The following is a 26,008-nucleotide window of genomic DNA, read 5'->3' as shown; positions in this document are numbered from 1 at the left end:
CGCTGACTTTCATACCGTCCGCTGATCCGCTCTTACGCGGGTCTCGTCGGTCACGGGAAGAGAGACAACGAGTCTCTCGCATGAAATGGAGGACAGGTGCACCGTCGTGCACATCAGATGTGCGCAACGTGAGCGTTCGGGGTTTTACGCTCGGACGCTGCGTACGCGTTACGGCGTCGGGCGGTCCGGCTCCTCCTCCACCTGAGCAATTGCTGAATAAAGCGTGAATACAAGTAAGGACTCTGCGCTAATGACTAAAGAAATTCCGTCCGGCCGCTCGCGGGACATCCTCATCATCGGAGCGGGAGAACTCGGCATGCCCGTCCTGCGCAACGTCGCACGGCGGGCACGAGACGTGGACGGCTCAACTGTCAGTGTGCTCCTGCGGGCGAGTGCTATCGAATCCGTTGCGCCGGATAAGCAGCGCGACCTCGCCGAGATCCGACATCTGGGCGTAAGGATTGTCCAGGGCGACCTGGTCAAGAACTCGGTCGATGAACTTGCCTCGATCTTCGCGAACTACGACACCGTGATCGGCTGCACGGGCATTACCGCCGGGCTCGACACTCCCATGAAAGTTGCGCAGGCCGCTCTCCAAGCGAAACTTCCGCGATACTTCCCCTGGCAGTTCGGCGTTGACTTCGACGTGATCGGCCGGGGAAGTCCCCAGGACATCTTCGACTCGCAACTGGATGTCAGGGATCTGCTCAGGTCCCAGAACGAGACCGAGTGGGTGATCATCTCCACCGGAATGTTCATGAACTACCTCTTCGAACCAGGGTCCGGGATGGTCGATCTCCCTAACGACACTGTCAACGCCTTGGGCAGCCTGGATACAGCTGTCACCGTAACGACCCCCGAAGACATCGGCGTCCTCACGGCCGAGATCCTCTTTGCTGAACCACGTATCCGCAACGAGATCGTCTACCTTGCCGGTGACACCATCACCTACGGTAAGTTGGCCGAAACCCTAGAAGCCGTGCTTCAGCGTCCGTTCCGGGTCGTGGAATGGACAGTGCCTTTCCTGCTGGACGAACTGGCCAACGACCCGGACAATATGACACGAAAATACCGCGCCGTCTTTGCCCAGGGCCGAGGAGTGACCTGGCCAAAGAACGACACCTTCAACGCGAGGCACTCAATTCCAGTCACCACCCTGACCGAGTGGATCAAGGACAACATCGCAGCCTGACAGGACAGAGGACTGGCAAATGCTGCCCCCTTTGCCCCGTGTCTGGGCTGCCCTGACGGGGCGGCCCAGACCCGAGGAAAACAGTTCTCACGAATTCGCTCAGTTTGCAGGGCCCGTGGAGTCCGAACTTCGGCTGGTTATCTGCTATCCGACTCGCGGAGCGAATTGTCGCGGCCATCAACTGCACGACCTGAGCTATGTCGACGTGGTGGGATTTTTCATACCGATTCACCCGAAGCGACGTCGTGACCCTGCAGGGCGGGCCACTGAGCAAGCTCGACTTATTCAGCTTCGAGGGCTCAGCGTCGATGTACTTCAACAGTTATGGCTGCGGGGCAGTTCTGCACAGAGGGCCCTCACGGAAGCTTAGGCGTTGACAATGTCCAAGCCCCTTCTGGGCTGGCTAGGCTCGCGCTCGGTCAAGGCTCTGAGGTCCAGCGACGAGCCAAGACCAAGAACTTTGACCCAGGGCCTGGAAGTCATGCTGCGCTCAGTCTCCCTCTCCATGAAGAGATGCAGGCCAACCACGACCTACCCGACGAACCAAACAACAAAGGAGCTCATCGCCCCAGCACGCAGAGCCAGCGGAGCGCCCACCAGCCAGGGCACTGACCCCGCTCCCACAGCCCTAACTGAACAGGCCGCACCCGGCGGCCAGGCACCATCCGGGACGATGAGGCAGAGGGACTTGTCAACATTTGTCCACACTTAAAAGCAAAAACCCCTCTGACGAGGGGTTATGCCGTGCCCGAGGTGGGACTCGAACGCGATTCCGGGCCTTGCTGCTGCTGGGATTCCGCGGAAACATGCGGAATCCGGGCCAGTCCGGCGGTTGTACGGGCCAGTCCGGGGCGGGAAGTGTGGACATTGTCCACACTTCTTTTTTCGCCTCCTGTAGGCCTGCGCCGGAACACCTTCACGGCCGCCGACCAATATCGTCCCGGTCTGGCTGCAAGAACGTTTGTTCGACGTCGAACAGACACACCAACCCACCAAGTATCCACTAGATTCCTCCCTTTCTTAGGTTCATAGAGAGGATGAGAGCAAGCTACATGCCCAGCAAACGAATTGCGCGGACGGTTAGCGGCGTTCAGCATGCTCGATGGCTTGGTCGACGCCGTAAACGCCGAGTTCCACCAGACGATCGAGAATGTCGAGAAGTGCCGAAATTCGCTTTTTGTCAGGGGCCTGCGCCAACCCACGAACAACTAGGTCCGCGATGTAATGTGCGTCGCCAGCAGCACCAGTTCGGATGTCAGCAACGTCGCTGCCGTAAACATCGAGGAATCGATGCGCGGCTAAATCAACCAGGTCGTCCACCTCATCGGGGGCTTCTTGCAGGGCGATCAGAAGTTGCGGGGTGGCGTGGGCGTAAGTTGGAGACGCGATCAGGTCCGAGAGGAAACCATGGAAGGGACGCAAGGCTTGACCCCTGAGATGGCCAGCAAGCGCACCCACCTCTTTCCGAACGTCATCGGCATCGTCGTGCATGAGTTGGCTCAAGGTTGCCAGAACAAGCTCTGAGTCTGCAGCCCTGTCGAGCCGTGAGCTGCACACGAGGGCTGCGCCCGCCCGAGTCGCGTTGTCCCCGGCAAGCGCTCGTTGCATGAGTTGAGGTCGTTCCCACTGAAGGGCTGCAAATGCTGCCATGGATCCGCCGGCTTGCCGTACTTCTCCATCTGTTGACTTGAGCATTCGGTCGATGACTGGGTCGATTCGTTTAGGGTCGACGTTGCCGATGTACATCATCAAATTACCGACGAGGTCGGCGGCAAGAATAGTGTCGTCTGCGGCGATGAGGCGCTCGAAGGCCTGATATGCCGTTGGCCTTGCATGGCGTAGGCAAGCCGCGATGGTGTGGGCTACACACGACCGTACGCTCAGGGCGGGGTCGCTGGCGAGGTGTAGCATGTAAGGCTTAATCAGCGCCGTCCGCTCGCCGTGTACGTCATGGACGAGGAGGTCGCCGAGTTCTTGGGCGAGACTGCCTCTCGCCGTGTTTATGCCGATTTGACGCAGGTCGCGACCACGGGGTTTCTTATTTTGCCCTGTGACGACGGGCGTGTCGTCTTCTGGGTCTGGTGCGTACTGGGCACGTTTTCTGATTAGGTCGACGACGTCGAGGGGTGCCTCGTCGAGGACTCGCCGGACGGACCATCCAAGCCAGCGGTCACACTCCGTGAGCCCGAGGCTCATGATGTGTCGGATGGCGTCGAATACCGCTGGTTGCGCGTTGGGTGGGATTGTCGCTTCACCGAATCCCCAAAGGATAGAGCTGGGGTAGGCCGCATTGATCGTTGGTGTCATTTGGATGGCGAGGCTTGCAAACCTTTGCGGGTTCTCTGTAGTGCGGTTCTTGAGGACCTGCGACAGTTCGTGGGCACCACCGACTGAGGTGCCTAGATCGCGGTCGTTGTCGTATTTGGCCATGGCGCGAAGCCAGTGCTTGTCCGACATCATCGCAGCCGCTGAGTCGCCGATGGGAGAGCCGACCGTGTAGCTGATGATGCCAGTCGGTGGCGGAGGAGCCTCTAGTCCGAATTTCCTGTGGTGCTCAGCAAGTCGTCGTTTGCCCAGTGCGCTGAGCCGGCGGTAGTCCAGGGCCGACAAAAATTTGAAGGCCGTGTATCCGAACCACTGGAAGCGTTCATAAGGGTTTCGGAGGTCTCTCAGTTCATCTTCGAGACGGATGTGATCCTCATCGGCGACGAGCGGCGCGATAGCTTCGACAACCTCTCTCGAGAGCCAGTAACTGTCTGAAAGGTATCCGCTTCTGAGGCGGCTGCCGCCTTCGAGGATCAGCTCGGCTGCCCAGTCGCTGAAGTGCGCGGGACTGGCGATGAACGCACGGAACAATAGCGCTTGCGCGGAGTCGTGCTCGTTTGCCGCGAGGGTCCGAAGTATGGGCATGATTGCTTCTGGGGCGGATGAGGCCACCTTAGTGAGTGCACTGGCCGCTCCGTTGTAGAGAGCCTCGTCAACGTCGTCAATGCCTGCCGACGATGGAAGACGGAGACTAAAGTGTCGGTCGTAGCTTAGGTCCTCGCTGTGCCGTTCCTCGGATGTCACTTGCATAACGGCGACAAGGTACGGGACGACTGTTTCGGCGAACGCCAGAGGTTCGAGCCTGCTTGTCTCTCTGATGAGTTCAGTGGCACTGTAATCGTGCAGAGCGAGATTACTGACTTTGCCGTCCAAGCCTGTGATAAGTGCCGAAGGACTATCAACAAAGCAGGCTCTCAGCAGGTCGATCGCCCAAAGTGGTTCGCGCGTGGCCAGGTCATGAGCGGACAGCCAGAGATTCTTGTCAGTCGGGTCGAGCTCTCCCGCTCGCAGCGCACTCAGCATGAGGTCGAGGAGGGGCGGCGTTGGTCAGCCAGGTTATGCCTCGGTCACGCAGTATCTGATCTGAACTATCGAGCCATGTCTCGATGAGACCGCGGCGATAGACGACTTCAAACCAACTCGGGCGGGCTATTCGCTGCCATAGACGTCTCATCAGCGTTGAGTCTCCCGCGTTGAATCGGATGACGAGGTCCAAGTCTTCATCCGTCGGGTCGCTTACGTTGGCGAAAACGATCATGACCGTTTCCTTGATGTGGATTCGGATAGACGATTCGGTCAGTATCGCCTCGACTTCCGTGCGGAAGCGTACGGGATCACGTTCACGCAGCAGTTCAAGAATTTGACGCACTTGAGCCCGCCGGAAAAGTTCTTGCTCCTGGGCGCAGAGGAACTCGATCATTGACTGCCCTCGTGTCAACCATTGCCGCGCGAAGGTGTAGTCGAAGAATGTTTCATGGAAGAAGGAAACGCGATCGCCGTCGATAGCCAATATTTGCTCAGACGCTAGCACCTGGGCATCTTTAATGTAGTCCTCGGCATCGAGGATCTCGATACCAACGGAAAGGGCCTGTTGATCGCTTGCCGCGTTAGCAATGCGAGCAAGCACGTCGTTAAAGCGAACCTCGGGGCGATAGACGTTGATAGTCTGGCGCTTGCGCTGCCAAAAGGCCTCGAAAAGTGATCCGCGCGAATTAAAGTTAAGCGCGCCAGGCTGGTTCGCGACGCTTTCAAGTAGAACGAGATTCAGTGGCGAACTCAGCAGCTGTTTTTGCGACGACGTAAGCACCGTGGGGTCAATATCCATCGCTTCTATGGCACCATTGACGGCGTCCTCGGGCAGCGGCCCGATAGTGAGCCGCTCAACGTCCATGCGGGCATCGAGCTTGCGAATACGATGATCGTTCTCAACATCGAAAAGTCGGCAGACCAGGATGACCTTTACGCCCTCAACTGCCGTAGCCTCATAAATCAGATCCTCGATGACGTCATAGCGTTCGGACAGCCGTCCCGATACGAGTGACACGGCGTCGAGCTGGTCGATGACCAAGAAGGCATCTCGGCCGTCGGCGGCCATTCTCAGCGACGCCACAGGCGAGCTCGTCAAGCCCAGCTGCGCCCCCAACTCGGCGGTCGAACTGAAGGCCCCGCGGCGGTCAAGTCGGAACGCCAGCACCTCAGCGCCCCTCGACTCAAGAACTCTCACAGCTTGATAAACGACCGAGCTCTTGCCACCGCCACCACTGCCGACTACTAGCGCCAACCGCGTGCGTCCCAAAAGCTCGACGAGATCAACGGACTCCGCGCGGGGGATGGCTGGTGTGAGTAATTCCCGCTCTACGGTCCGCCGCCAACTCGTCGTTGCAGCGTGGATCTCATCATAGGCAGTTCGTTTCGCTGCTGCCTGGCGGGCGTAGATGCCATAGCTGGCCAGTTCATCGAGCAATTCGCGCCTTGTGAGGCGCTTACGGAGGTTATTCAGAAGCACCGCGCCGACAGCCACGGGCAGCAGCGGCGCCGCGGCGCCCTCCAGCACCGTGGCTGCGAACATAGCGTTCGTCCTAACGAGCTGCTGTTCGTCACCGACCTCGAACCACATGCCGCGAATAACCTGCCAGGCGCCCTCAGCGCTGCCAAAGATGTCGGGAGCTGAAAGTTCATCGAATGCCGGGCCCAACTGATCCGTGAGTTGGTGCCTTATGAATTGGTTTACGTCCGTGGACTGTCGTGCCCACTCGCTAAGCACGCGTAGCCGGCCGCACGGCGTCATGGAGCTGAAGTGATACTCCCGGCCGTTAGTGACATGCCTCGCTGCTGCCGCGAAAATGCCGCGACTCCGCAGGGCTGCGACGGTCCAGTGGTCGTTGATGCTGTGCTGACGTTTCACCTGAGTCACGACAACGGTGCCCCGTTCATCGACGAAGGTGAACTCAGAACCGTCGGAAAGGTCCGGATCGAGATCCTCGAGGGTGATAGCGCGCCGCTCATCTTGGATGCACTGCAACGCGTGGTGGACGGCCCAGGACAATTCATACGTGTTGCCCAACTTGTCGGCAACCCCGCCGCCGGCGCTATTCTTACGCAGCGCCTTTGCTGGTGTCTTATCCTCATCCTTCATGAACACCATTCTCGCTGCTGGACCCCATTAGATCAGCGACCTGACGCATCGGACTCGCCGCTTGACCGATATCTAGTACAGCGCTTCCGCCTTGAGATTGCATCGCTCAGCGGCAACCTCGGAATGGTCGCTTCTGGATGCCGGCCACGGCTTTAGCCTTCCGGAATCTCAACCCCATCACTGAAGATGGCTATTGGCAGTCATTGGGCTGTTCAGTGCATTACATGCCGATCGAGGCCTTTATCGCGGCACTAACGACTGCAGCCCCCACGTCCTCGGCAATAGAGAGCACCCAGTTCCCTGCGCGGGCGAGATGACTCATAGCAGTGGGGCCGTCACCCGCCTCAGCAGCCCTTTGAGCTTTACCGGCTTCAGCTGTGGCATCATCCTCTTCTGGAGATGTTGCAGTCGCTCGAGCTTTGACCCTAACTAGCTCGAGTTCGCTTGCCAGCGTTCCGAGGTCCAGTTCGTCCTTCTTCTGCAGCCAGAGCTGGTTGAAACTTACGTGATGGACGTGGGCATTAGGGCCAACTGCTGCTGCCTGACCACTAACCTCATATTTGTCTCCCACCACTACCTCCGTGACTCGTTCTCGCGTACTAGGTCCATAATGTCCATCTAGCTCTATCAATTGTTGAGAATATCGGGCAACCTCACCCTGATCGTCCAAGTCCAGAAAATCTTGCTCGAGAAGCGAAAACTCCTCGATGAGGGCGGGCTGCAATGCTTCGAATTCGAACGACTCAACTTGACGTGGACGATACTCCACAGGTATGGGCGAAGCGACTGCCGCAGACTTATCTGTAGTGAGAACAATCAATGGTCGAAGGGCGCCGCGAACTGCGCCCAAGGCATATGCGTCGCTTGCACTTGGATCGCCTGCTTCTAGGGCAACGGCGACATCCGCATGCGAGATCGCGTCCCACCAATCAGACTCCAGGACTGGTGGCCCCTCCGTCGGATTGAGAACCAGCGGCTCATACCCTAAGTTGCTATCCAAAAACTGCACAAATGCATCACGCTGCGGCGAGTTATGGTCACCAAGGACCAGGCAAGACCTCTTAGACTCTGATGACTGGTAGCGAGGCCCGGGTTGTTCGCCTAGATACGCGCGGAGCGTTCGAAGAGCTTGTCGATGCTCCCTGGCCTGGCGAAGGAACGACCTGTGTGAAAACCTCTGCTGCAGGACCCGATGAGGAACGATACCCGTGGGCAACGTATCTTCAACAAAAACAAGCAGCGGCCGACGCCCACGAATAGCCAACGAAATTTCGAAGTCTATGTACGGAGAAATTTTCGATCCTCGGTCTGTTAGCACGGCGACCATACCGTCGCTATAGTTGAGGTGCCTTTCCAGTTTCGCGCCGTTAATCGCGTCCGAAGGCGGATCTAGACTTGGCACAAGGTTCTCACTCTTCATGAGGCGGGCAAAATAATCGTTGACAGGCACATCCCGCGACCTATAGCTGTGCGAAAAATAGACTATATTGGGCATCAGTCACCATTCCGGCTGAGTGAAATCTGAAACGTCATAGGCACAGACTACCTTGCGACCGGGACTGTGGATCTAGGTGTAACGCTATCCCAGTGCTTCGTCTATGCTCTGCTCACGGGGATGACGCAAATCCACAAAGTTGCTTAGCTGATCCGCTCTACTATCAATTGAATTGCAAGTTGTGTCGATGAGTTCATCGTTAGTAGCCGAATTCGTAGAGGGCCCCCTAAAGTGGCTTAAGTCGATAGTTGCCAGGATCATTGACTGCCGTCTCGAGCGAAGATTCGCAAACAATGAGGCGGACCTTTCGCCAACTGAGACAGCCCTCCTAGTAACACACGTGGGGCTTAGCCACGTTTACGGGATTGCAGACTCCGACACAGCCGTACAGGACTATTTACCTGAACAAGTAGTTGTCACATTGAATTCCGAGCCTTGGCGAGTTGGTCATTTCCCAGCGGCGCATGCGCCGTCTTTTGAAAATCTTTGGGCGTGTTTGTACCGGCTGGGCCTCGACACTGAAACAGCACGTGTCGAAGTGGCAAAAGCGCTTTGAACTCGCAGCTGGGACGTCGAATGCAAGGAGAAACCCTTCATCGGCTTGATCCAGACTCGGTGGATCGAAATGTTCTCACCTACTTAGAAAAGAACCAACTTACGCCATCTAACCTTGCGTCCTTGGGCTCTTTCACCTGGGGCCGGACGCTATGTCCGGCAGTAAGGCGTCGCCTGGAATAGTCGACCGGGTGTCGTGGTTATCTGGCACCAGCGGACGTAGATGAATAGCTCGCCTGCTGCGCGTCGGCCGCTGCCCTGAGCGGTCGCTGCTGGAGGCAGACGCCTGGCGGCCACGGAAGCGCTGGGACGCACAGGTGTATAGAAGCCGAACACGAGGAGCAATGTTGCTCAAGGAAACTCGAGCCAATTACTTCCAGCCTTGCAGTTTCCGGTTCCTCGAAGGGATGCGCAGCGAGGCCGCAACATGCATCGGCGGTGCCGCCTTTCTAATATGATCGCCTGATGGAAATCGTGGGGGAATCTGCGCACAGGGTTCTGACGTACGTCGAGGCCGTCCGGCGGCAGGGGCATACTTTGCGCCAGGCTGAGTTCGAGGCCTACGCCGCTGGGTGGCAACCAAAAATCACAAAGCCCATGGATTGGTCTTCTTTACGGCTACTTAGCGAGATGGATGAGGAAACTGCTGAGTCCGTCCTTGGAAGGAGACGGGTTGTTGAACCCATGCTGGATTTCATGGTGCGTGTCCGCTGGATGACCCTCAGGGCTGGGGAAGTAGACATTACACCGCTGGGACGAGCGGTGCTGCGGGAAGCCAACGCGCCCCTGCCGGAGTCCGATACGGGGTCGACAGTCGAAGTCGTCATTGATCCAAAAGATCCGTTTGCCTATGCACAATTGATGTCGAAGATCACCAGCCTTAATTCATGCATGGTCATCGACCCCTACCTTGATGTGGATCAGTTACTGACGCTGGCCAACTTCAATACTGTCACCCGCCTCTTGACTGGAACCTCAAAACTAAAGCAGATTGCACCTGTGTTTGCGCTGCTGCACGAAAAGGTGCCCCACCTCGCACTACGGTCTCTCAAGCAAAGCGAGCTTCACGATCGCTTCATCATCCCAGAGCGGGGAAGCGTCTACATGCTGGGCTCGAGCCTGAACTCCATCACCAAACGATTTGGCGTGGCTACGACCCTTGAAGCCTCTTCGTCGAAGTTGACCTCAAGGCACTACAGCACGTTGTGGGAGAAAGCAGATCCACTGCCCCAGAAAGAGGATGAGAAGATCAACCGAAAAGCCGACCAACCGAAGGAAGAAGATTCCAACCGATCCATCGGAGAGCTGTCCGAGCACTCGGAGCACTCGGAGCACTCGGAGCACTCGGAATGAGCGAACCTGATCTGCTTCGTCCGAGCCGGGACGGCGACCAATTTCACTACGCTTGGGCGGCGCGTCAGTCATTACGACTACTCGACGCAACATCTGGACTTGATTCACTGTTTGTCGAAGCAGTTGATCCCAGCGAGCAGCCCGATGTGTCCCATTCAGACGATTTGTCTGACGACGAGCAGACTCGCACGGGTGATGAGGTCATCGACTTGGCGGAGTATTGGGGCTCAAGCGATATTGCATACACGACCAAGGTTGTCTATAGACAGTTCAAGCATTCCACTCGCTACGCGAACGACCCGTGGACGCTTTCGTTCCTGACAAAGACGTTAATTGGCTTCGCACGCAAATACAACACTTTGAAGACCAAAAACCCGGCCGTACTCAATTGTGTATATTTCGAATTCATCAGTAACCGACCACCCGCAGACTCCGCCCTAAAGGCACTCAGCGACCTCCAGAACGGAAACCTCTCGCCGGCAACCAAGAGTATCCGAGAGCGGCTCTCGAAAATCATTTCCACGGAGGACCTCCGGCTCCTATGCGAACGGCTCATGGTCGATGAGCGAGCACCATCCCTCCTCAAACTCCGTCATCTTCTGGACCTGGATGTCGCAGATTTACTCCCCGGGGCACCGGGCGAACAGGCTCTTCTGCTGCGGGAAATGATTTCCAGTCGGGCGACGTCAGTCGCTGGCGACAATCCCATGGTGCGTCGCGCCGATGTGCTCGCCTCTCTTAAAACTTCTGAAGACCTGCTGCTTCCTGCGCCCAATTTGATTGAAGCCCCAAAGCGCTCAATCGATAGGCACCAGTTTGGCGAGATCGCCGCAAAGGTTTGTGAGTCTTCCACTGCCCCAACTCTTGTTCATGGCCCGGGCGGTGTTGGCAAAAGTGTTCTAGCCAGCACGTTGAAGGACAACTTACCCGAAGGCTCAGTCACCATAGTGTTCGACTGCTTCGGTAATGGCTCGTACCGGCGGCCTAGCGCACCGCGCCACCGCTCTAAGCAAGGCTTTGTTCAACTGGTTAACGAACTTGCAGCGCACGCGCTATGCGATCCCCTTATTCCGTCCTCCACTGCGGACGATGCCGATTATGCCCTTACCTTCCATAGGAGACTTAGCAAGGCGGCTGAGATGGTCGCCGCCACAGATACAGACGCACTTTTGGCAATTATCGTAGATGCCGCAGACAACGCGGCCATGATCGCCGATGAGATGGGGGAACGATCGTTTGTTGGCGGCCTTCTTCGAGAGCCGCTTCCCCAGAATGTGAGGCTAGTAGTCACTTGTCGGACAGAGCGGATTGACCTGCTCGGACTTCCCGTCGGCTACCAGGACGTTCCGCTTTCAGGTTTCGACCTCGCAGAAACACGGGCCCATCTTAAGACGGTCTATCCAGATGTCTCGTCCACTGACGCGTCTGAGTTTCACAACAGGACGAGTAGTAACCCTCGGGTACAAGCCGCGGTCCTGGATGCCACCAACGACATCAAAGAAGCCCTGACTTGGCTGGCACCAAATCCAGGTTCCCCCGGGCAAGCACTGGATGCTTTCATCGAGCGCCAAGTTGCCGAAATCCGCGATCGACAACACGGATCGGCCCCGGAGATCGACGCGATCTGCACCGGCCCTTGCTGCACTGCGCCCGATGATCCCCATTCGCGTCTTGGCCGAACTCGCGAAGGTTCACCCGTCAGTGGTGTTGAGCTTCGTCGCAGACCTTGGACGCCCGCTCCTAATTGACGGCGACACAGTACAGTTCCGGGATGAACCGACCGAAACTTGGTTCCGAAATCATTTCCGGCCCGCTGGAGCGAGTCTGGATGAATTTATAGAGCGCCTTTCGCCCATTGCCGAAAAGGATGCCTATGTAGCTACTTCGCTCCCGGCGCTGCTCTTCGAAGCCAACCGATTCGACGATCTTGTGCAGCTCGCACTTTCCGATGATCTGCTTCCTGACAACGCACTCCCACGTTCACAACGGAACGAGGTCCAGCGGCGTGAGATAGCACAGCAGCGCACACACTTCGCCCTGTCGGCCGCTTTACGGGCGGACCGGCACTTTGAAGCCGCCCAACTCGCTCTGCGCCTGGGGGCACTGACGGCCGGACGTACCCGCCGCCTCGACCTAATACGAGAAAACACCGACCTGGCGGCACGCTTCCTCGACCCGAGCGTGCTCGAACATCTCATTGCTACCCGAAGCATCGCGGCTAAGTGGCCTAACTCTAACCTTCCAATTGAAGGCGCTCTGCTGGCAGGTGCCGCGGGCCAAAGCGACCAAGCACGAAACCGACTCCGGAGCGCGATGTCTTGGATGTATGTCTGGGTGGGCCAGGCCCGGCGGAATAACAACCCGTCAGATCTGAATGACCTGGATTTTCTGCAGATCGCTTGGGGGCTGCTGAACACTGACGGACCTGCGGCATGTACTCGTTTCCTACGGGGCTGGCGTCCTCGTGCCCTCGCCTTCGACGTTGGAGTAGATATCGCACGTCGGTTGCTCGATGCCGGTAGAGATGCAGACTTTATGGAGTTTGCCCGCTGCTCCAAAGGCAAGTACCTCAAGTTTGCCATTGCCCACGCCGCGTCGGAACGGGATTTGGAGTTGGACGCAGACATCGTGGCGCACCTTCTTCAACCAGTTCTGAAACAGGATCAAAAGCCGCAACTTAGCCGAAGCAACGACCTTAACCGCAGAAACCGCTCAGGCGACCCGATTCACAGCGGCCTGACGGCCGCGAGTTGGCTGATCAACCAGGCAGTATCCCTCGAAGTTCTCACTGCGGACAAAGCCGCACAGCTCTTGCGGTTGTACCTTCCACAAAACCTCGGGCACCTGAGTGGCTCCTGGTACGACTCTGACGTCTGGTTTCCCATCCTCGGGCTCACACTTTGCGCCCGACTTGAGGGCCGTTCCGTCGATGCCACCGACTTCCAGGGTCCACGAATCCGGGAAGCTAAAGAACGCGAGAAGTACGAGTCCTCCCGTGAACTGCGGACGTACCGTGAGAAAGTTGAACCGCTGACTTCCTGGGCCGTGGCATGGTTGGACCTTCTGGGCAATCCCGGCCCTGAAAACAAGGCCGGATTCTCCCAACGAATATCCGAGTTCTTGCGGCAGGAACCACCTGAATGGCGTGAAGAACGGGTCGACCAGACCAAGATCAACAACGTCTTCACCCTCATCGGGCGCGCACTTGCACGCTTTCCCGATATCGCCGACCACGCGCAACTCCTAAAGTTCCAGGCCGCAAATGACGATGTGATCGCGAGGAGTTCTCTGACGAACGTCGTTCGACAGACCGCCACGAATCCCCTGACCCAAAGGCTCTCATCCGACCTTGCCAAGCGCTGCCATCAGGAAGTGGCCGCTGCCCGGGAGGACGCCAGCGAACTTGCCGCCGATTTCGTCCAACTTTCCCGCGCCACATATCGTATCTCGCCCGACGAAGCGGTTGTTCATTTCCAAGCAGCGTTAGAAATAACGAATGCCATTGGCGATGACGCTTGGAGCCGATGGGAGACGTTCCTGGCAATTGCAAACCAGGCGGGGCAAAGCACAACCAATCAAACCGGTAGAGCCTACAGGCTATGCCAGATAGCAGAACGCCTCGAACCCTACCTCGGGGATTACCTCTCCCACTCCGACGTGCTTGCCACAGCTAGCCGTCTTTCCCTGCCGGAAGCCCTCGCGGCTGGCTCGCGTTGGAGGGACAGGCGCACGGCTTCCATCCGCGACTTGGCCAATGCGATCCTGGCCAGCTCTGATCTCCTACTGGAAAAGGACCCTACTGCCGCTCTAAGTTTCCTTCCCCTCGGAGACCGCTTCCCAGACAACCATGCACTGGCCTCAGCGCTTGCGACCAAACTTCCGGACGCAACCTCCGCGGTAATCGCTTATCTCCAATTCCGACGTCCCACACCGCTTACCCCGGCCGAACAAAAAGATCTTCTTGAACTGACAGGCGTCACGCAAAGAGCAGTTGAACAGAATGACGCCTCACTGCTTCGCACATCGGAGGCTGTAACCAGCGCGTTCGCTTCCGACGAAAGGCCCAAGAAGGACTGGGAGGACTATAAGAACTTCGATCTCACAACGGTGGACGGATGGGCTAAAGCACTTGACCGCTCGGTAGCAGGCAACCGGTCAACAGACTTGTTCGACTACATCGCTGCTATGGATACTGTATCCGCTGGAGTCCTACAAGCATTCAAGGAGTGTCCCTCCGTCAGCTTCTGGGACCTCAGCCGCCTGCTGGATGCACTAGGCAACCATCCACTTTCGATGGCTGCTGAAGCCGCGCTTGATCAGGTCCTCATTGCTCAAATTCCTCGATTTGCGCCCGATATACTCCTCGTTTCCTGGCGTGCTTTCAACTACGAGAACGCGCGTACCTTAACAAACAGCGACACTACCTATGAAGTCATTGCCAGTCGTGCACTGGCCGAGCAGGCGTCTTTCACAACGGATCAGGCTTACGCGCTTGCCTCGAACCTCGGCCGGAGGCTCCCCGTGGACGAGGCCCTCCAACTTTTCGACCTCGCCTCTTCGTCCTTCAAGGACGCTGCGCCCCTGAACAGCCATGACGGCCATCACAGCAACGGAATGACAGAAAGTTGGGAGACTGAACCGGCACTGGCATCTGTAATTTGGACAGCTCTGGGTGACCCGGCAGGAAAGACGCGATGGCAAGCTGCTCACAGCGTTCGCCTTGCTCTTACGCTCGGTCATGCCGGCTTGATATCACGCTTGGTCGATCTCGCCTGCGAACGGATTGTGCCGACTCCTTTCCTCGACTCACGACTCGATTTTTACCAAAAGCATGCTGTCCAATGGCTGCTCATAGGCATCAACCGGGCGACCGTCGAACCTACAGGTCTCGCAGCTGCAACCGTCTGCGAGCATCTATTGAAAAGGACCGCACTAGGAATTCCGCATGCGGTTAACACGCCGCTTGCGCGTGATAGTCTGCTCCGTCTCCACACCGCTGGCCATATCACCCTCAGTTCCGAGGAAAAGCAAGGCATTGAACAAGCCGGCAAGCCTATGGGCCACGCACGCCACTCCTGGAAGGATGAACTCAACGACGACGTCTCGCTGGCGGATATCGCGGGCCCCCATGCATCAGACCAAGGGACACCGCTTCAACCCAACCAAAAAGCAGGTTCGCCAAGCCCAAGCAGATCGGCTCACAACTCCTCAAAATCAACCAGGCTGGGGACGACCAGCCAATTGTTCCCGAACTCGGTGACCCGGCTGAGGAAGAGCGGTTCAGGTTCTTTTTCGACTTCCGCCGGTACTGGTGCAAGTCCCTCGGCGACGCTTTCGGCATCACTGAAAAATCAGTTGAACTGATTGTCGCCGAAGTGTTGATCGACCGTTGGGCGATTTCATCAAGGGGGCGTGTCGAAGACGACATCCGTCACACTCTCAAACTGTATCCCCGGAATAGTTATGCCAGCCGCGGCGAATGGCCTGAAGAAGAGGACCTGGACTTCTACCTCGCCGTTCAGGGGCTGTATGAAGTTGCGGGGCTCCTCCTGCGTAGCCGCCCCGTCATCCTAAGGTACGACGAGGACGATGAGGCCGGGGAGTCTGAATTTACGCGATTCCTCAAATGGCACACTCTCACGCGTGATGACGGCCGCTGGTTATCCGATCGGCGAGATCCGTCTCCACCGAACGCTCGAATAGATCGAGACGATCCGATGGGACTCGGGACAGCGAGCTACGGCCCAACTTGGGCTAACCAGATTGAGTCCCACAGATTCAAGGAGGAGCTATTTCCTTCGCCTGATCAAGTCGTCGTTTCAGGGTTCCGGAGTGCGGACCACTACTCACGGAACGAGCGCGTAAGTATGCATTCGGCTCTCGTCACCCCAACCACGGCCCCCGCTTTGCTTAGGGCGCTTCAGACGTCTCCAGACAAGCATGCCTACCGAATCCCCGACACCGGCGACGACACTTTCAGCTCGACGGTCCCTGGGTTTGAGCTGACCGGGTGGATCGAAGATCACGGCGTTGATTACGGGCTTGACCGCCTGGACCCATATGCACGGTCAATCGACTTTCCACCAGTCAGGGCCCAGCACATCGTTCACACCCATCAATCTTCTGGTTCCTGACCCTGATTTAAGGCATTGGTACGACGGTAATCAGATTGTCGCGACCTCAACCGTGTGGGACGACCATGCCGATAAACGACAAACCACGGGTTCCATCGGGCACAGTATCGTGTTCAATCGTTCCTGGTTGGCAGGGATGCTCCGTGAACTTGATCGTTGGCTCATCTTGGAGGTTGAGATTCAACGGCGCTCGGAGGACATCTCGCGTAGCCGTTCTGAAAATCCTGACGACGAAGAGCTAGGCTTTCCCTCCCCTTACACGAAGTACTTCCTAATCGACACGGCAGGAGAGGTACATGAGTCCTGACACCGACAACGTCCTACAGCTTGGCCGGGACTTGGCTGAGGCCCTTAATCCCAGCGATATTGTTGGCCGGTGGATGTCACATCACCTGGCTGAGCTCATCAACCGTTGCCGCGAAGACCCGGACGACGAGCAACTAGCTGCAACAACGCGAGAGGTCGTACTCAAACTCTGGGAACACAAATCCGGCGCGCCCTGGAAAGGTGAGCCATACGCGTATTTGCGGCCGGTTATGCGAGCGATCGAAAGGCTCGACCCAAGCCCCGCCCCTTGGGCGTACTACCGCCCGTTTGACGAGCATTCACCGAGTGTCAAGGCCATGACAACATACCCTCTTCTGCCCGTAGCCTGCGAAATCGATTCCGAGGTTGGGAACCTGATTCGTTTAGTAGTTGCGCACACCGCCAGGGATGCTATCTCATGTGAAGAGCCATGGGTCATAGCCGGCATAACCACTGCCAAAACAGAGGAAGACCGTGTGGTAAGTGCTCTTGAGCAGCTCATACATCGCTATAGCGGCCGCGGAGAGTCAGCTCCCGACGAACCGCTCGCAGTGGATTTCGAAACGGTTTCACTCAAAACAACTTCAGGAACGGCAAATGACGAAAGTTCCAGTACGGCTGAGACGGATGACACTGAAGGGGTCGAGACCATAGATGACCCTGAAACTACAGAGCCTCTAACAATGGCAGTTCAAGCTGCCGTAATGCGCTGCCGGGCACTTCTCGACAAGTTATCCGCTATGTCCGGAAACGGTACCGAAGAGAACGCAAACAACACCGACAAAATAGGCTAGCCAGCGCCATCAAACGTGTCCTCTAGCCAAGTCGTATTTGAAGACCAAGCAGCCGATAACTTTTAAGCTAGGACCCTTCGGTGTTGGATGGGCAGCGGTGTGGAACTGCAGAACCCAAAAAATTGGGGAAAGTAGCCCGTAGGTCAGGGTAGCTAGGCGGCGAGCAAAGGGGCCTCAGAGCTTCAAATAGGGCCCTCACGGCGGCCGACCCAGCAAAACCCAAGTCATACAGCCTCACGCTCGTGCGTCGGGACGTTTCCAAGACAGCGCGCCAAACCGGAGCGCCAGCGGTCGCAAGCCATTGACGAAATACTCATCCAGGCCGGAAATGCTCTTGTAGCTGTCCACGGCAGCGAGAAGGGCCCCCGCGTGCTGTCATCGATACGGGGTCTTGACCTATTGGCTGCTGATAGAAGTCGAAACCCGTTCTTTGTTCGTACGCATAGTAGGGTGAGGCGCTCAGGAAAGTTGGATGTGATACCTGCGTCTCAAGGAGCCACTGCTGGTACATGAACCCAAACTTGTCCAGGTCTGTATCCACCACATGCTTAAGGGCTTGCAGATGGTTGGAGCTGGCCAATCCTTCGTCTTGCTCCTGCATGGCTGCCTCCATTTTCTCGACGCGCTCCGGGTTGTGCTGCCAGCCGCCGCGTTGGGCCTCGATTATCCTTTCGAGGCTTTTGGAGCGCATACGGAGGGCAACTTCAACAAATTCAGCACCCGCTGCCTGTGCCCACCGCAGCCTGATGGCGTGTTCCAGCATCGAACGGATCAGTGGCGCTGCTTCCTCTGAGTAGCCTGCCGCTTCAAGCCTTAGGGCCGCTTCCCCTGTCCTACTCACCCGAACCATCCAACCCCAAGGCAGGGCAACCGCAGTTGCTTCAGCTCCCTCCTGCCGATTCCAGTCAGTCATGATTTTCTTGGACGGCATGGGGGCGCCTTGCCAGAGCGCCACGAAGTCAGCGTAAAGTAGTGCCGCCGTATCCGCTGTTCCGCTCGTTTGCATCTGCATCCTCCTATAAGCGGAACGACTCCAAGAGTCGGCCCGCTGGAATCGTTCGGTTGCCGGTTCTCGGGTTTGCGGGGGACGATCCATGCTCATGTTGCAGGTTCCCTACTTGAGGCGAAGCTCTCCCGCCTGGGAGTCAGGCGTGTTCACTCTCCCGTGCTCGCTCCAGGCATAGACTGTAGAACCGGGCTACCTCGCGGACAAGAGCCTTTGCCTCTTCGAATGATTCCCGGGGAGTTGTTTCCAGAGAGTAGGACGTAGCTAATGGGGCGGTCGGCCAGGCATTAAGGTGCCTTGCCGCTTCGAGAAGGGGCCGCATAACGTCGCTGGCGTACTCAAGAAACTCGGGAGTCCATTCGTGGAAGGTGCTTCACAGACTGTCCGGTCGTTCCCTGCTTGCCTTTTCCAACTCAGCCCATGCCGATGCGACAAGAGGGAGTGCTAGCGGTTCTTCCCGCCCCTCTTCCAAAATTGGGTGTCCCGGAAAATAAGATCTAAGCCAGGCCAACAAAACCTGCGCCACGAAGCCCTCCTCTTGACCTTCAGACGTGCTGCGTCCAGTCTCGACCATTCGTCTACGTTCACCGCTGGGTTCATAAGGACCCGAGGATATTTGGTCCACAGATGCAGGAGAGTTGGAAGAAGGTCAACGTCAAAAGTGCGTCCAGCGTCTACAGTCAAGGTCACCGATTCGATCTCCTTCTCACCCTTGGCACGCTTTCCCGCATTTCGTCCTTTTCCAGATTGCGAGCAAGCGGGCTAGACCACGCGGTGAGTAGAACGTCTTTTCTTTGTTGTTCTTGATGACAAAAAAGAAGGTTGGGCTGCCGACCTTGGAGCCCGAAACCCAACCTTCAACGGAGGAATCCTCTACGGAAGGCGAACCGCCTTTGGTCATGTTCTTGACCTGAACGTGAGCGGTTCGACCCGATAGTGCCCATTCAGACTCAAGACGACCGAACTTCTGCGGCACCAATGGAAGCTGAACATGCGAGTCCAACCCGTAGTCCGACGAGGTTAGAGAATTCACCGACGCGCCCATCTGGAGGAAGTCCTTTAACGCCTCCGCCTCCCCATCGCCCCGTTGTGTTGAGTCAACTTCCGAGTGGCCATAGCCTTTTCGGGTTACAATCTTTCTCCTTTTACACTGGAATTCTTATTCAGAGTACGGTAAGCGAAACGCGCGATCTGGTCAGAACTGGTCGTGTCAACGCTCTCTAATCACAATCGTTTCTAAGAGACTCCGCTGCTTCTGACCGTCCGGGCCGGGCACCCCAGACATCGGCCCCTATCACCATCCGCTGTCCTTGGAAGCCGATAACGGCGCATATGTTCGAACCTTCCACGCACCCATTTCGAGCTGTTCAGCTGAGGACCCAGGCGTAGAACAAAAGCGCTCGGTACCAGCCCAGAGGACTCGTTTCGTGCGAACGAGCACATTAGCAACCCCCAACGACGACGGCGCAGCTCAGCGGATTCGCAGCGTCCGCGTCGCCGCACGATTGACCACTTGTGTGCGCTCCGTCCCCGAAGTCGGCGGGGTCTCGTCATGGTGCAGGGAGCGCCATGCGCCCATGGATAGCTGAAGCCCACAGCAGAACGGGCCCTTCAACAACACCAAGAACGCATGAGGAGACATGACAATGAATGCGCTCACTATCAAGGACCCCGCCGACCTGCTCAGCTTCATCGGCCACACCCTCGGCTTCTGGCCACAAGAAAGCCTCGTCTGCATCACCCTCGACAAAGACAAAGTCGGCGCGACCCTCCGCATCGACCTCCCCAAACAACCAGGGCTGGAGATCCACTTCGCCCGCACCGTCGCCGCCTACCTCACATCCGACGAACGAGCCACCAGCATCGTCTTCGCCCTCTACACGTCAGAAACCCCAGAGCCAGGCGAGGCAAGGCCGCACCGAAGCACCATTGCAACCCTGACCGGAGTCCTGGCACACGAAGGCATCACCATCCGAGACGGCATCTACGTCACCAACACCACCTACTCCCCCTACGACACGATGCCAAGCAACGACATCGCCATCCCGATCAGCAGCACGGAATATTCCCAAGTCAATGCAGAGTTCATCTACCGCGGCAGCATCATCGAACCCACCAACCAAATCACCCTCCCGTCGGCGACCCACCAGCAAGAGCACGCGACCGCCGTCGAACACCATAAACAAACCATCCTCAGCGGACCGCCTGCTGCTGCCACCCACGACGCGCACCAACTCTGGACAAGCATGCTCAGCAACAAGGACTACCCCACCGACCAGGACACCATAAAGCTCATCGCCTACTACCAATTCCCGCACATCCGCGACCGGCTCACGGCCGACATCCCCGGCATCGACGAACCACCCGAACGCATCCTCTTCGCCCAAACCACCCAGGCACCAGACTGGTCACGCATCGAATGGGCCAAACAACTCCTCACCCACGCATACACCCTCACAGCCCCAGAACACGCAGCACCCATCCTCACCACCATCGGCTACATCAACTGGTGGGAAGGCCGAGGATCCAAAGCCCACCAATACCTCCAACTCGCCCTCGACACCGACCCCGGCTACCGCTTCGCAAGACTCACCGACCAAATGCTCGGAGCCGGCATCATCGCCGGCTGGAACACCAACAAAAGCACTGCCTACAAAAACAACTTCGGCATGCCCTGATCACGAGCCCTGCGGTTCGGCACCGGATAGACCGAGTCCAGCGGACGCATGGCCCATGCAGCCAGCTAGGCCGCGTCTTTCTCGGGCGATGCGATAGATGGAGTCTTTGGAGTCTCTGGCACCGTAGACCTCCTCAAGTGCGCGGCGATTTCCACGGTGGTCAGCCCACAGACGGAGTGCGAGAGGACGGTTTCATGGATCCCGTCCAAACGTCGTTTCCGTTTGGGCACGTCACGGCTTCAATGATCCTTGCCTTTATTCAGACAGCCCCGCTACGGCAGCGTCGACGGTGCCATCCCCGAACGCCCGACTACATCGGGGCGCTGTGGTCTCGGGAGCGCTCATCGTCAGCCTTGGTTGGGCACTGTTCTGCGTTTGAGGTCGTGGCGGTTGGTGCTGCCGGTTTTTGGGAGAATGTTGGAGATGTGGGTGCTGACTGCCATTTAGCAGATGACCATGCTTTCGGCGATTTCTTTGTGCGGCTTTCCCGCAATGACGTGCGTGAGGACGTCTTTGTACCGCGCTGTGAGGTCGCTTAGGAGTTCGTCTCCTTCGGGCTGCTTTTGGGGTGGGGCTGTGTGGGGATCCGGGCGAGGTGGGCCAGTTGTTTCAGGCGCAGTGGGTGGGGAGCGTCTGCAGCCTTGTAGACAGTTCGAGGCCACGCTGCAGGACACCGGCAAGAACTGATCGTTTGTTGTGTCCGTGGAGGAGGAGCGCTTCGGCGATTCGATGCCGTGCACAGGCTCCTTCCCACGGCAGAGAGGACGCGTCGCAGGCGTCTGCGTTGTAAGGAGCTGTTGTGGCCCTGCCGAGTTCGGCTTCGTAGAGCGAGGCGAACGCCGCGAATTGGGTCCGGTAGAGCGGGCCTTGTTCGCCCGGTTCGTGCAGAATGGCGGTAAAGCGGTGCTTGAGGTCTGCCACGGCATCCTGCAAGCGGTTTGTAGGCCGTCCAGCGTCCCTGGCTTTTTTGGATCTAGTCGCCGAGAGCGCAGGCGGTCAGTGGAGGGAGCCACTCGCACGTGGCCGGTGGCGCCTTTCATGGCCCATTCTCACGCCGCTTCAGCATGTCCTGCGGTGATGTCTGCTTCTGCATTTATGGCCGCAAAGTTGAGATTCACGAAGGCTTCGGGCACGGCGTCTGGCGACGCAGTTCCGGGGAGACTTCGGCAACATTGACTTCATCATCCATCGCAAAATCGCACGACCTGAACGTGCTTAGTCTAAGAGGAACACGCCGAAACTGAGGCTTTCTACGCGCACATCGAGCCAGCTACGGACTCAAATTCACCAAAGCGTCTGCACCCTCGGTCCAGAATGACCCTGCTGCTGCCATCAGGTAGCAACCGACTGCATCAGCTGTGTCAGGGGGTGCTCTGGGCAGCACTCTGACACTGAGCAATCTCCACCAACCACGCCGGGGGAGCTTAATTCTTGGGTCAGGAGCCATGAAACCTAAGCCAACTTAGGGGCGTTCGATGCCGTCGAAGGTGCGTAGGACGTCGATCGCGTGGGTGGTGGCGTCGTAGGGCATGTTGCCGATGCCCTTCGTGGTGGGTTCAGTCGTTACGGCGCCCCACAGCTCGTTGCTTCGTCCCGCGGCGAGGGCGAGAAGGGTGTCGCGGACGAAGGTGTCGCGTTGGATCTGCTCGTCGCTGGCGCCGCTTTGCGTTTGGCCGACGATGCCGTACATCTCCGTCCCATGTACCGCCTGCGCCCCGTCGACCGATCCCACCGATAGTAGGTGCGCGTTGCCGCCCGCTGCAGCGTGTGCGAGTGCCCCGCGGGGCCCTGGGGCAGGGTGAAGGAGAAGTTGGTGAGCAGTGCCCCGCGCACCTGGATGGGGGTGCGCCCGTCGACGTCGAAGGCTGCAACGATCTTACGAGCACGGGTGAGCGGGATACGGTTCCGGTGGGCAAATTCTTCGACCAGGCCGTCGATGCTGCCGGGGTCGAAATCATCGGTTCTGTGCAAGACCCACCAGTCGGTTTCATGAGTGGTGCTGCTGAAGAGGATGTCGACGTGTCGGTGTCGTCCGGACTCGAGGACCCGCATGGGGTGATCGACAAGGATGCCGTTGGGCTGGGTCCGGTCATCGACGATGGCGATGGTTTCGTTGTCGACGCCGTGCGGCGCACCGGGGTCTGGCGATAGCGTTTTGCTCATCGTCTCGGCGAGAAGGTGCGCGTCGACGGTGAGGATCTGTTCGGGATCGTCTTTGATGCCAAGTGCGGTGAGGACGGCCAGTGCGCGTTCTTCGGCACCCCAGGCGGGGACTTGGCGTGCGGGCATGCCGGAGAAGGCGGCGAGGTGGTGGTAGAGGCCGTCGGCCGAGGGCGCCGCGAGCAAGGCGAGCGTGTTGAACGCGCCGGCGCTGTGACCGGTAACGGTGACGTTGTTCGGGTCGCCGCCGAAAAGAGCAATATTCTCCCGCACCCATCGCAGCGCGGTGATGATATCCTGCAGGCCGAGGTTCGTGGCTTCCTCCAGTGCACCGCCATATTGGGAGAGAGACAACCATCCGAAAGGGCCGAGCCTATAATTCAGCGACACGCCGACTGCGCGACCGGTCGAGGCGAGTCCGGACGCGTTCGAAGTGGTCTGCGTGTTTGAGCCAAGCACCCATCCGCCGCCGAAGACGTAGACGACCACGGGCAGCAGCTCATCTCCAGCATCGTCGGGTGCCCAGACGTTGAGGTTCAAGCAGTCCTCACTGAAACCGTTATCAGCTTCCAGCCACGAGGTATCCCCGGCCTGAAGCGGTGCAGGGCCTTTCTGATCGTAAGGCAGATTGGGGTCGAAGGGCACCAAGGTGGGCCTGCGAAATCGTTCCGCGGTGGCGTAAGGAATACCCAGCCAGGAACGCACGGCGTGTTCATTCCCAGGGGTGCCAGTGGTTTTAGTCATTTGTGAGTCCTTTCCCAGAGCTCAGTCGGTTTCGGGAGTTATGGAGTTATTGGCGGTAGAAGTGCTCGGATTGGCGTCGCGTTGCTGTGCCCAGAGCTTTAGGCGTTCGGTGATGGAGCGTTCGTACCCGTTGGCGGTGGGTTCGTAAAAGGTCTGCCGGGTCATGCCGTGGGGGAAGTAGTCGGCGCCGGAGAACCCGGTATCGGTGTCGGGATCGTACTGGTAGCCCTTGCCGTAGCCGAGGTCCTTCATCAGCCGGGTCGGAGCGTTGAGTATGTGCGCAGGCGGCATCAGCGACCCGGTGCGTTTAGCTGCAGCGGTTGCCTTGTTGAAGCCGCGGTAGACACCGATGGACTTCGGGGCCGTCGCGAGATACAGCACGGCTTGCGCGATCGCGAGTTCCCCTTCCGGGGAGCCGAGTCGCTCGTATATGTCCCATGCAGCGAGGGCTTGCTGGATGGCGTTCGGGTCGGCCATGCCGATGTCCTCGGTGGCGAACCGGGTGATCCGGCGGGCGATAAACAGCGGGTCCTCACCGCCGTCGAGCATTCGCGCTAGCCAGTACAGGGCGGCGTCCGGGTCCGAGCCTCGCATCGATTTGTGGAGCGCGGAGATGAGGTTGTAGTGGCCCTCTTGCGATTTGTCGTACAACGGTGCGCGTTTCTGCACCGCGGCAGCGAGTGAGGCTGAGTCGACGGGTTCGGCGAGGTGCTGTACCTGCTCGATCATGTTCAGCAGGTATCTTCCGTCTCCGTCTGCCATCGCGATGAGTGCCTGCCGGGCGATTTCGTCCAGTGGCAACGGTGCACCGACAATGTCTTCGGCGCGATTGATGAGGGTGCTGAGCGCTACTTCGTCGAGACGTTTCAGGACGAACACCTGGCATCGGGACAGCAGGGCGCCGTTAAGTTCGAAGCTTGGGTTCTCGGTGGTTGCTCCGACGAGGACGATTGTGCCGTCTTCGACGTAGGGCAGGAACGAGTCCTGTTGGGCGCGGTTGAAGCGGTGAATCTCGTCGACGAAGAGCAGCGTTCCCTGCCCGACCTCTCGCCGACGCTTGGCCGTTTGAAACACCTTCCTAAGATCCGCGACACCCGAGAATGTGGCCGAGAGCGGTTCGAACGCCAGGTTGGTGTCCTCTGCGAGGAGGCGCGCGATAGTCGTCTTCCCGCAGCCAGGAGGGCCCCACAAGATCATCGAAACGAGTCGATGCGCACCGACCATGCGTCCGAGTGGCGCATCCTCTTCAAGAAGATGGTCCTGGCCCACGACGTCGGCCAGGGTACGCGGACGCATCCGATCGGCAAGGGGCCGGGAAGAATCGTCAACGCCGAACAGCGACAGAGGCTGCCCGCTCACGAACGCCGCTCCAAATGCGGGCCCGAGGCGAGATCGTAGGAGTCCTGCACCAACTCCTCGACAAGTCGTGTAGTGACGCCGGGGGCCGGGCCCGATTGAGATCCAGTGCTGTTTGTCCAGATAGTGCCCCCGGGTGATCGAGTCGTGGTCGCGGCGGAGCGCGTCGCCCTCGTGCGGATCGACCTTCACCGTAATGATCTGTTGATCCGGGTCATCCTCGGTGACGATCAGGAACACCTTGCCCCGGACCTTCCACACCTCGAAGTGGGGCGTAAACGGCCGACCCCTGCTGACGTCCCCGAGCGCGCCCGCGGTGTCGCGCGCGGTCTGCTGCAACTGCCCACCAGTGAGGGTCACCGGCCGACCTTGCCAAACACGGCAGGGTCCACAGGGCGCTTCGCCCGGGGCAAACTCTCCACTACGAGCAAGTACGACTCGGTCACGAGGTCTTCGACGAATAGCTTCTGAAACTGCCCGTCAGGATGCAAGGTGAGCCAGTGCCGCTTGTTCATGTGGTAGCCGGGGGTAATGGCCTCGTGCTGCTCCCGCAGCAATTCACCGTCGTCCGGCGAAGCCTTCAGAACCACGATCGGCTCCCCCGTCACCTCGGTAAACAGCATAAACACCTTGTCCCGCACCTTGAACACGTCCCAGTCAGGCCCAAACGGATGCTCCAAGACCGCACCCGGGAGTTCCTCGACACGGCCCCTGGCGTACTCCTGCAAGTCTTCGGCCTTCATACGCTCTCCTCCGTCGTGAGCTAGTTTAGAA

Annotated in this window: 14 protein-coding genes; 6 read left to right on the top strand and 8 right to left on the bottom strand. The window is 58.3% G+C overall.

The annotated features are described in order from the left end of the window. The first annotated feature begins 250 nt into the window (after positions 1-250). A complete protein-coding gene (locus LDP01_RS02140; protein WP_224089913.1) occupies positions 251-1,192 on the top strand; it encodes an aromatic alcohol reductase in 942 nt (313 codons plus the stop codon). Positions 1,193-2,272: 1,080 nt separating this feature from the next. Here LDP01_RS02140 and LDP01_RS02135 read toward each other — a convergent pair. The 3 genes from LDP01_RS02135 to LDP01_RS02125 all read right to left on the bottom strand — a co-directional run bounded on the left by LDP01_RS02135 (position 2,273) and on the right by LDP01_RS02125 (position 8,103). Next, positions 2,273-4,390, bottom strand: coding sequence for a hypothetical protein (locus LDP01_RS02135; protein ID WP_224089910.1), 2,118 nt, complete (start codon positions 4,388-4,390; stop codon positions 2,273-2,275). A gap of 109 nt (positions 4,391-4,499) precedes the next feature. Beyond that, the gene (locus LDP01_RS02130) at positions 4,500-6,653 is read right to left on the bottom strand and encodes an nSTAND1 domain-containing NTPase (protein ID WP_224089909.1); all 2,154 of its coding nucleotides are present in this window, start codon (positions 6,651-6,653) and stop codon (positions 4,500-4,502) included. 220 nt (positions 6,654-6,873) lie between these two features. Further along, entirely contained in the window at positions 6,874-8,103 is a 1,230-nt protein-coding gene (locus LDP01_RS02125) for a hypothetical protein (RefSeq protein ID WP_224089908.1), read from the bottom strand. A gap of 1,230 nt (positions 8,104-9,333) precedes the next feature. Here LDP01_RS02125 and LDP01_RS02120 point away from each other — a divergent pair. From LDP01_RS02120 to LDP01_RS02105, 4 genes are all read left to right on the top strand, one after another. Beyond that, the gene (locus tag LDP01_RS02120) at positions 9,334-10,056 is read left to right on the top strand and encodes a hypothetical protein (protein ID WP_224089907.1); all 723 of its coding nucleotides are present in this window, start codon (positions 9,334-9,336) and stop codon (positions 10,054-10,056) included. Continuing rightward, positions 10,053-11,804 carry an ATP-binding protein gene (locus LDP01_RS02115; protein WP_224089906.1) on the top strand — a complete coding sequence of 584 codons (1,752 nt, stop codon included), beginning with the start codon at positions 10,053-10,055 and terminating at the stop codon, positions 11,802-11,804. The genes LDP01_RS02120 and LDP01_RS02115 overlap by 4 nt, the downstream gene beginning before the upstream one ends. Next, positions 11,728-15,420 carry a hypothetical protein gene (locus LDP01_RS02110; RefSeq protein ID WP_224089905.1) on the top strand — a complete coding sequence of 1,231 codons (3,693 nt, stop codon included), beginning with the start codon at positions 11,728-11,730 and terminating at the stop codon, positions 15,418-15,420. Before LDP01_RS02115 ends, LDP01_RS02110 begins: the two co-directional genes overlap by 77 nt. A 1,066-nt stretch (positions 15,421-16,486) precedes the next feature. Beyond that, positions 16,487-17,290 carry a hypothetical protein gene (locus LDP01_RS02105; RefSeq protein WP_224089904.1) on the top strand — a complete coding sequence of 268 codons (804 nt, stop codon included), beginning with the start codon at positions 16,487-16,489 and terminating at the stop codon, positions 17,288-17,290. Between the two features lie 313 nt (positions 17,291-17,603). On the opposite strand, the gene LDP01_RS02100 is transcribed toward LDP01_RS02105, so the two are convergent. Next, the gene (locus tag LDP01_RS02100; protein WP_224089903.1) at positions 17,604-18,296 is read right to left on the bottom strand and encodes a DUF5677 domain-containing protein; all 693 of its coding nucleotides are present in this window, start codon (positions 18,294-18,296) and stop codon (positions 17,604-17,606) included. Between the two features lie 1,646 nt (positions 18,297-19,942). On the opposite strand from LDP01_RS02100, the gene LDP01_RS02095 reads away from it, so the two are divergent. Then, a complete protein-coding gene (locus LDP01_RS02095) occupies positions 19,943-20,974 on the top strand; it encodes a DUF4192 domain-containing protein (protein WP_224089902.1) in 1,032 nt (343 codons plus the stop codon). A gap of 609 nt (positions 20,975-21,583) precedes the next feature. Here LDP01_RS02095 and LDP01_RS02090 read toward each other — a convergent pair. The 4 genes from LDP01_RS02090 to LDP01_RS02075 form a co-directional block, all read right to left on the bottom strand. Continuing rightward, positions 21,584-21,895: a hypothetical protein gene (locus LDP01_RS02090; RefSeq protein ID WP_224089901.1), complete on the bottom strand. Its 312-nt coding sequence runs from the start codon at positions 21,893-21,895 to the stop codon at positions 21,584-21,586. Between the two features lie 642 nt (positions 21,896-22,537). Then, complete coding sequence (locus LDP01_RS02085) at positions 22,538-23,878, bottom strand: carboxylesterase family protein (protein WP_224089900.1); 1,341 nt, start codon at positions 23,876-23,878, stop codon at positions 22,538-22,540. Positions 23,879-23,899: 21 nt separating this feature from the next. Further along, complete coding sequence (locus LDP01_RS02080; RefSeq protein WP_224089899.1) at positions 23,900-25,594, bottom strand: AAA family ATPase; 1,695 nt, start codon at positions 25,592-25,594, stop codon at positions 23,900-23,902. Then, the gene (locus LDP01_RS02075; RefSeq protein WP_224089898.1) at positions 25,591-25,977 is read right to left on the bottom strand and encodes an MmcQ/YjbR family DNA-binding protein; all 387 of its coding nucleotides are present in this window, start codon (positions 25,975-25,977) and stop codon (positions 25,591-25,593) included. Before LDP01_RS02075 ends, LDP01_RS02080 begins: the two co-directional genes overlap by 4 nt. Positions 25,978-26,008: the final 31 nt, after the last annotated feature.

Source organism: Arthrobacter sp. StoSoilB13 (genome assembly GCF_019977255.1).
In the GTDB taxonomy this organism is placed as follows: Bacteria; Actinomycetota; Actinomycetes; order Actinomycetales; family Micrococcaceae; genus Arthrobacter.
This window is presented reverse-complemented; position numbering and strand designations above follow the sequence as displayed.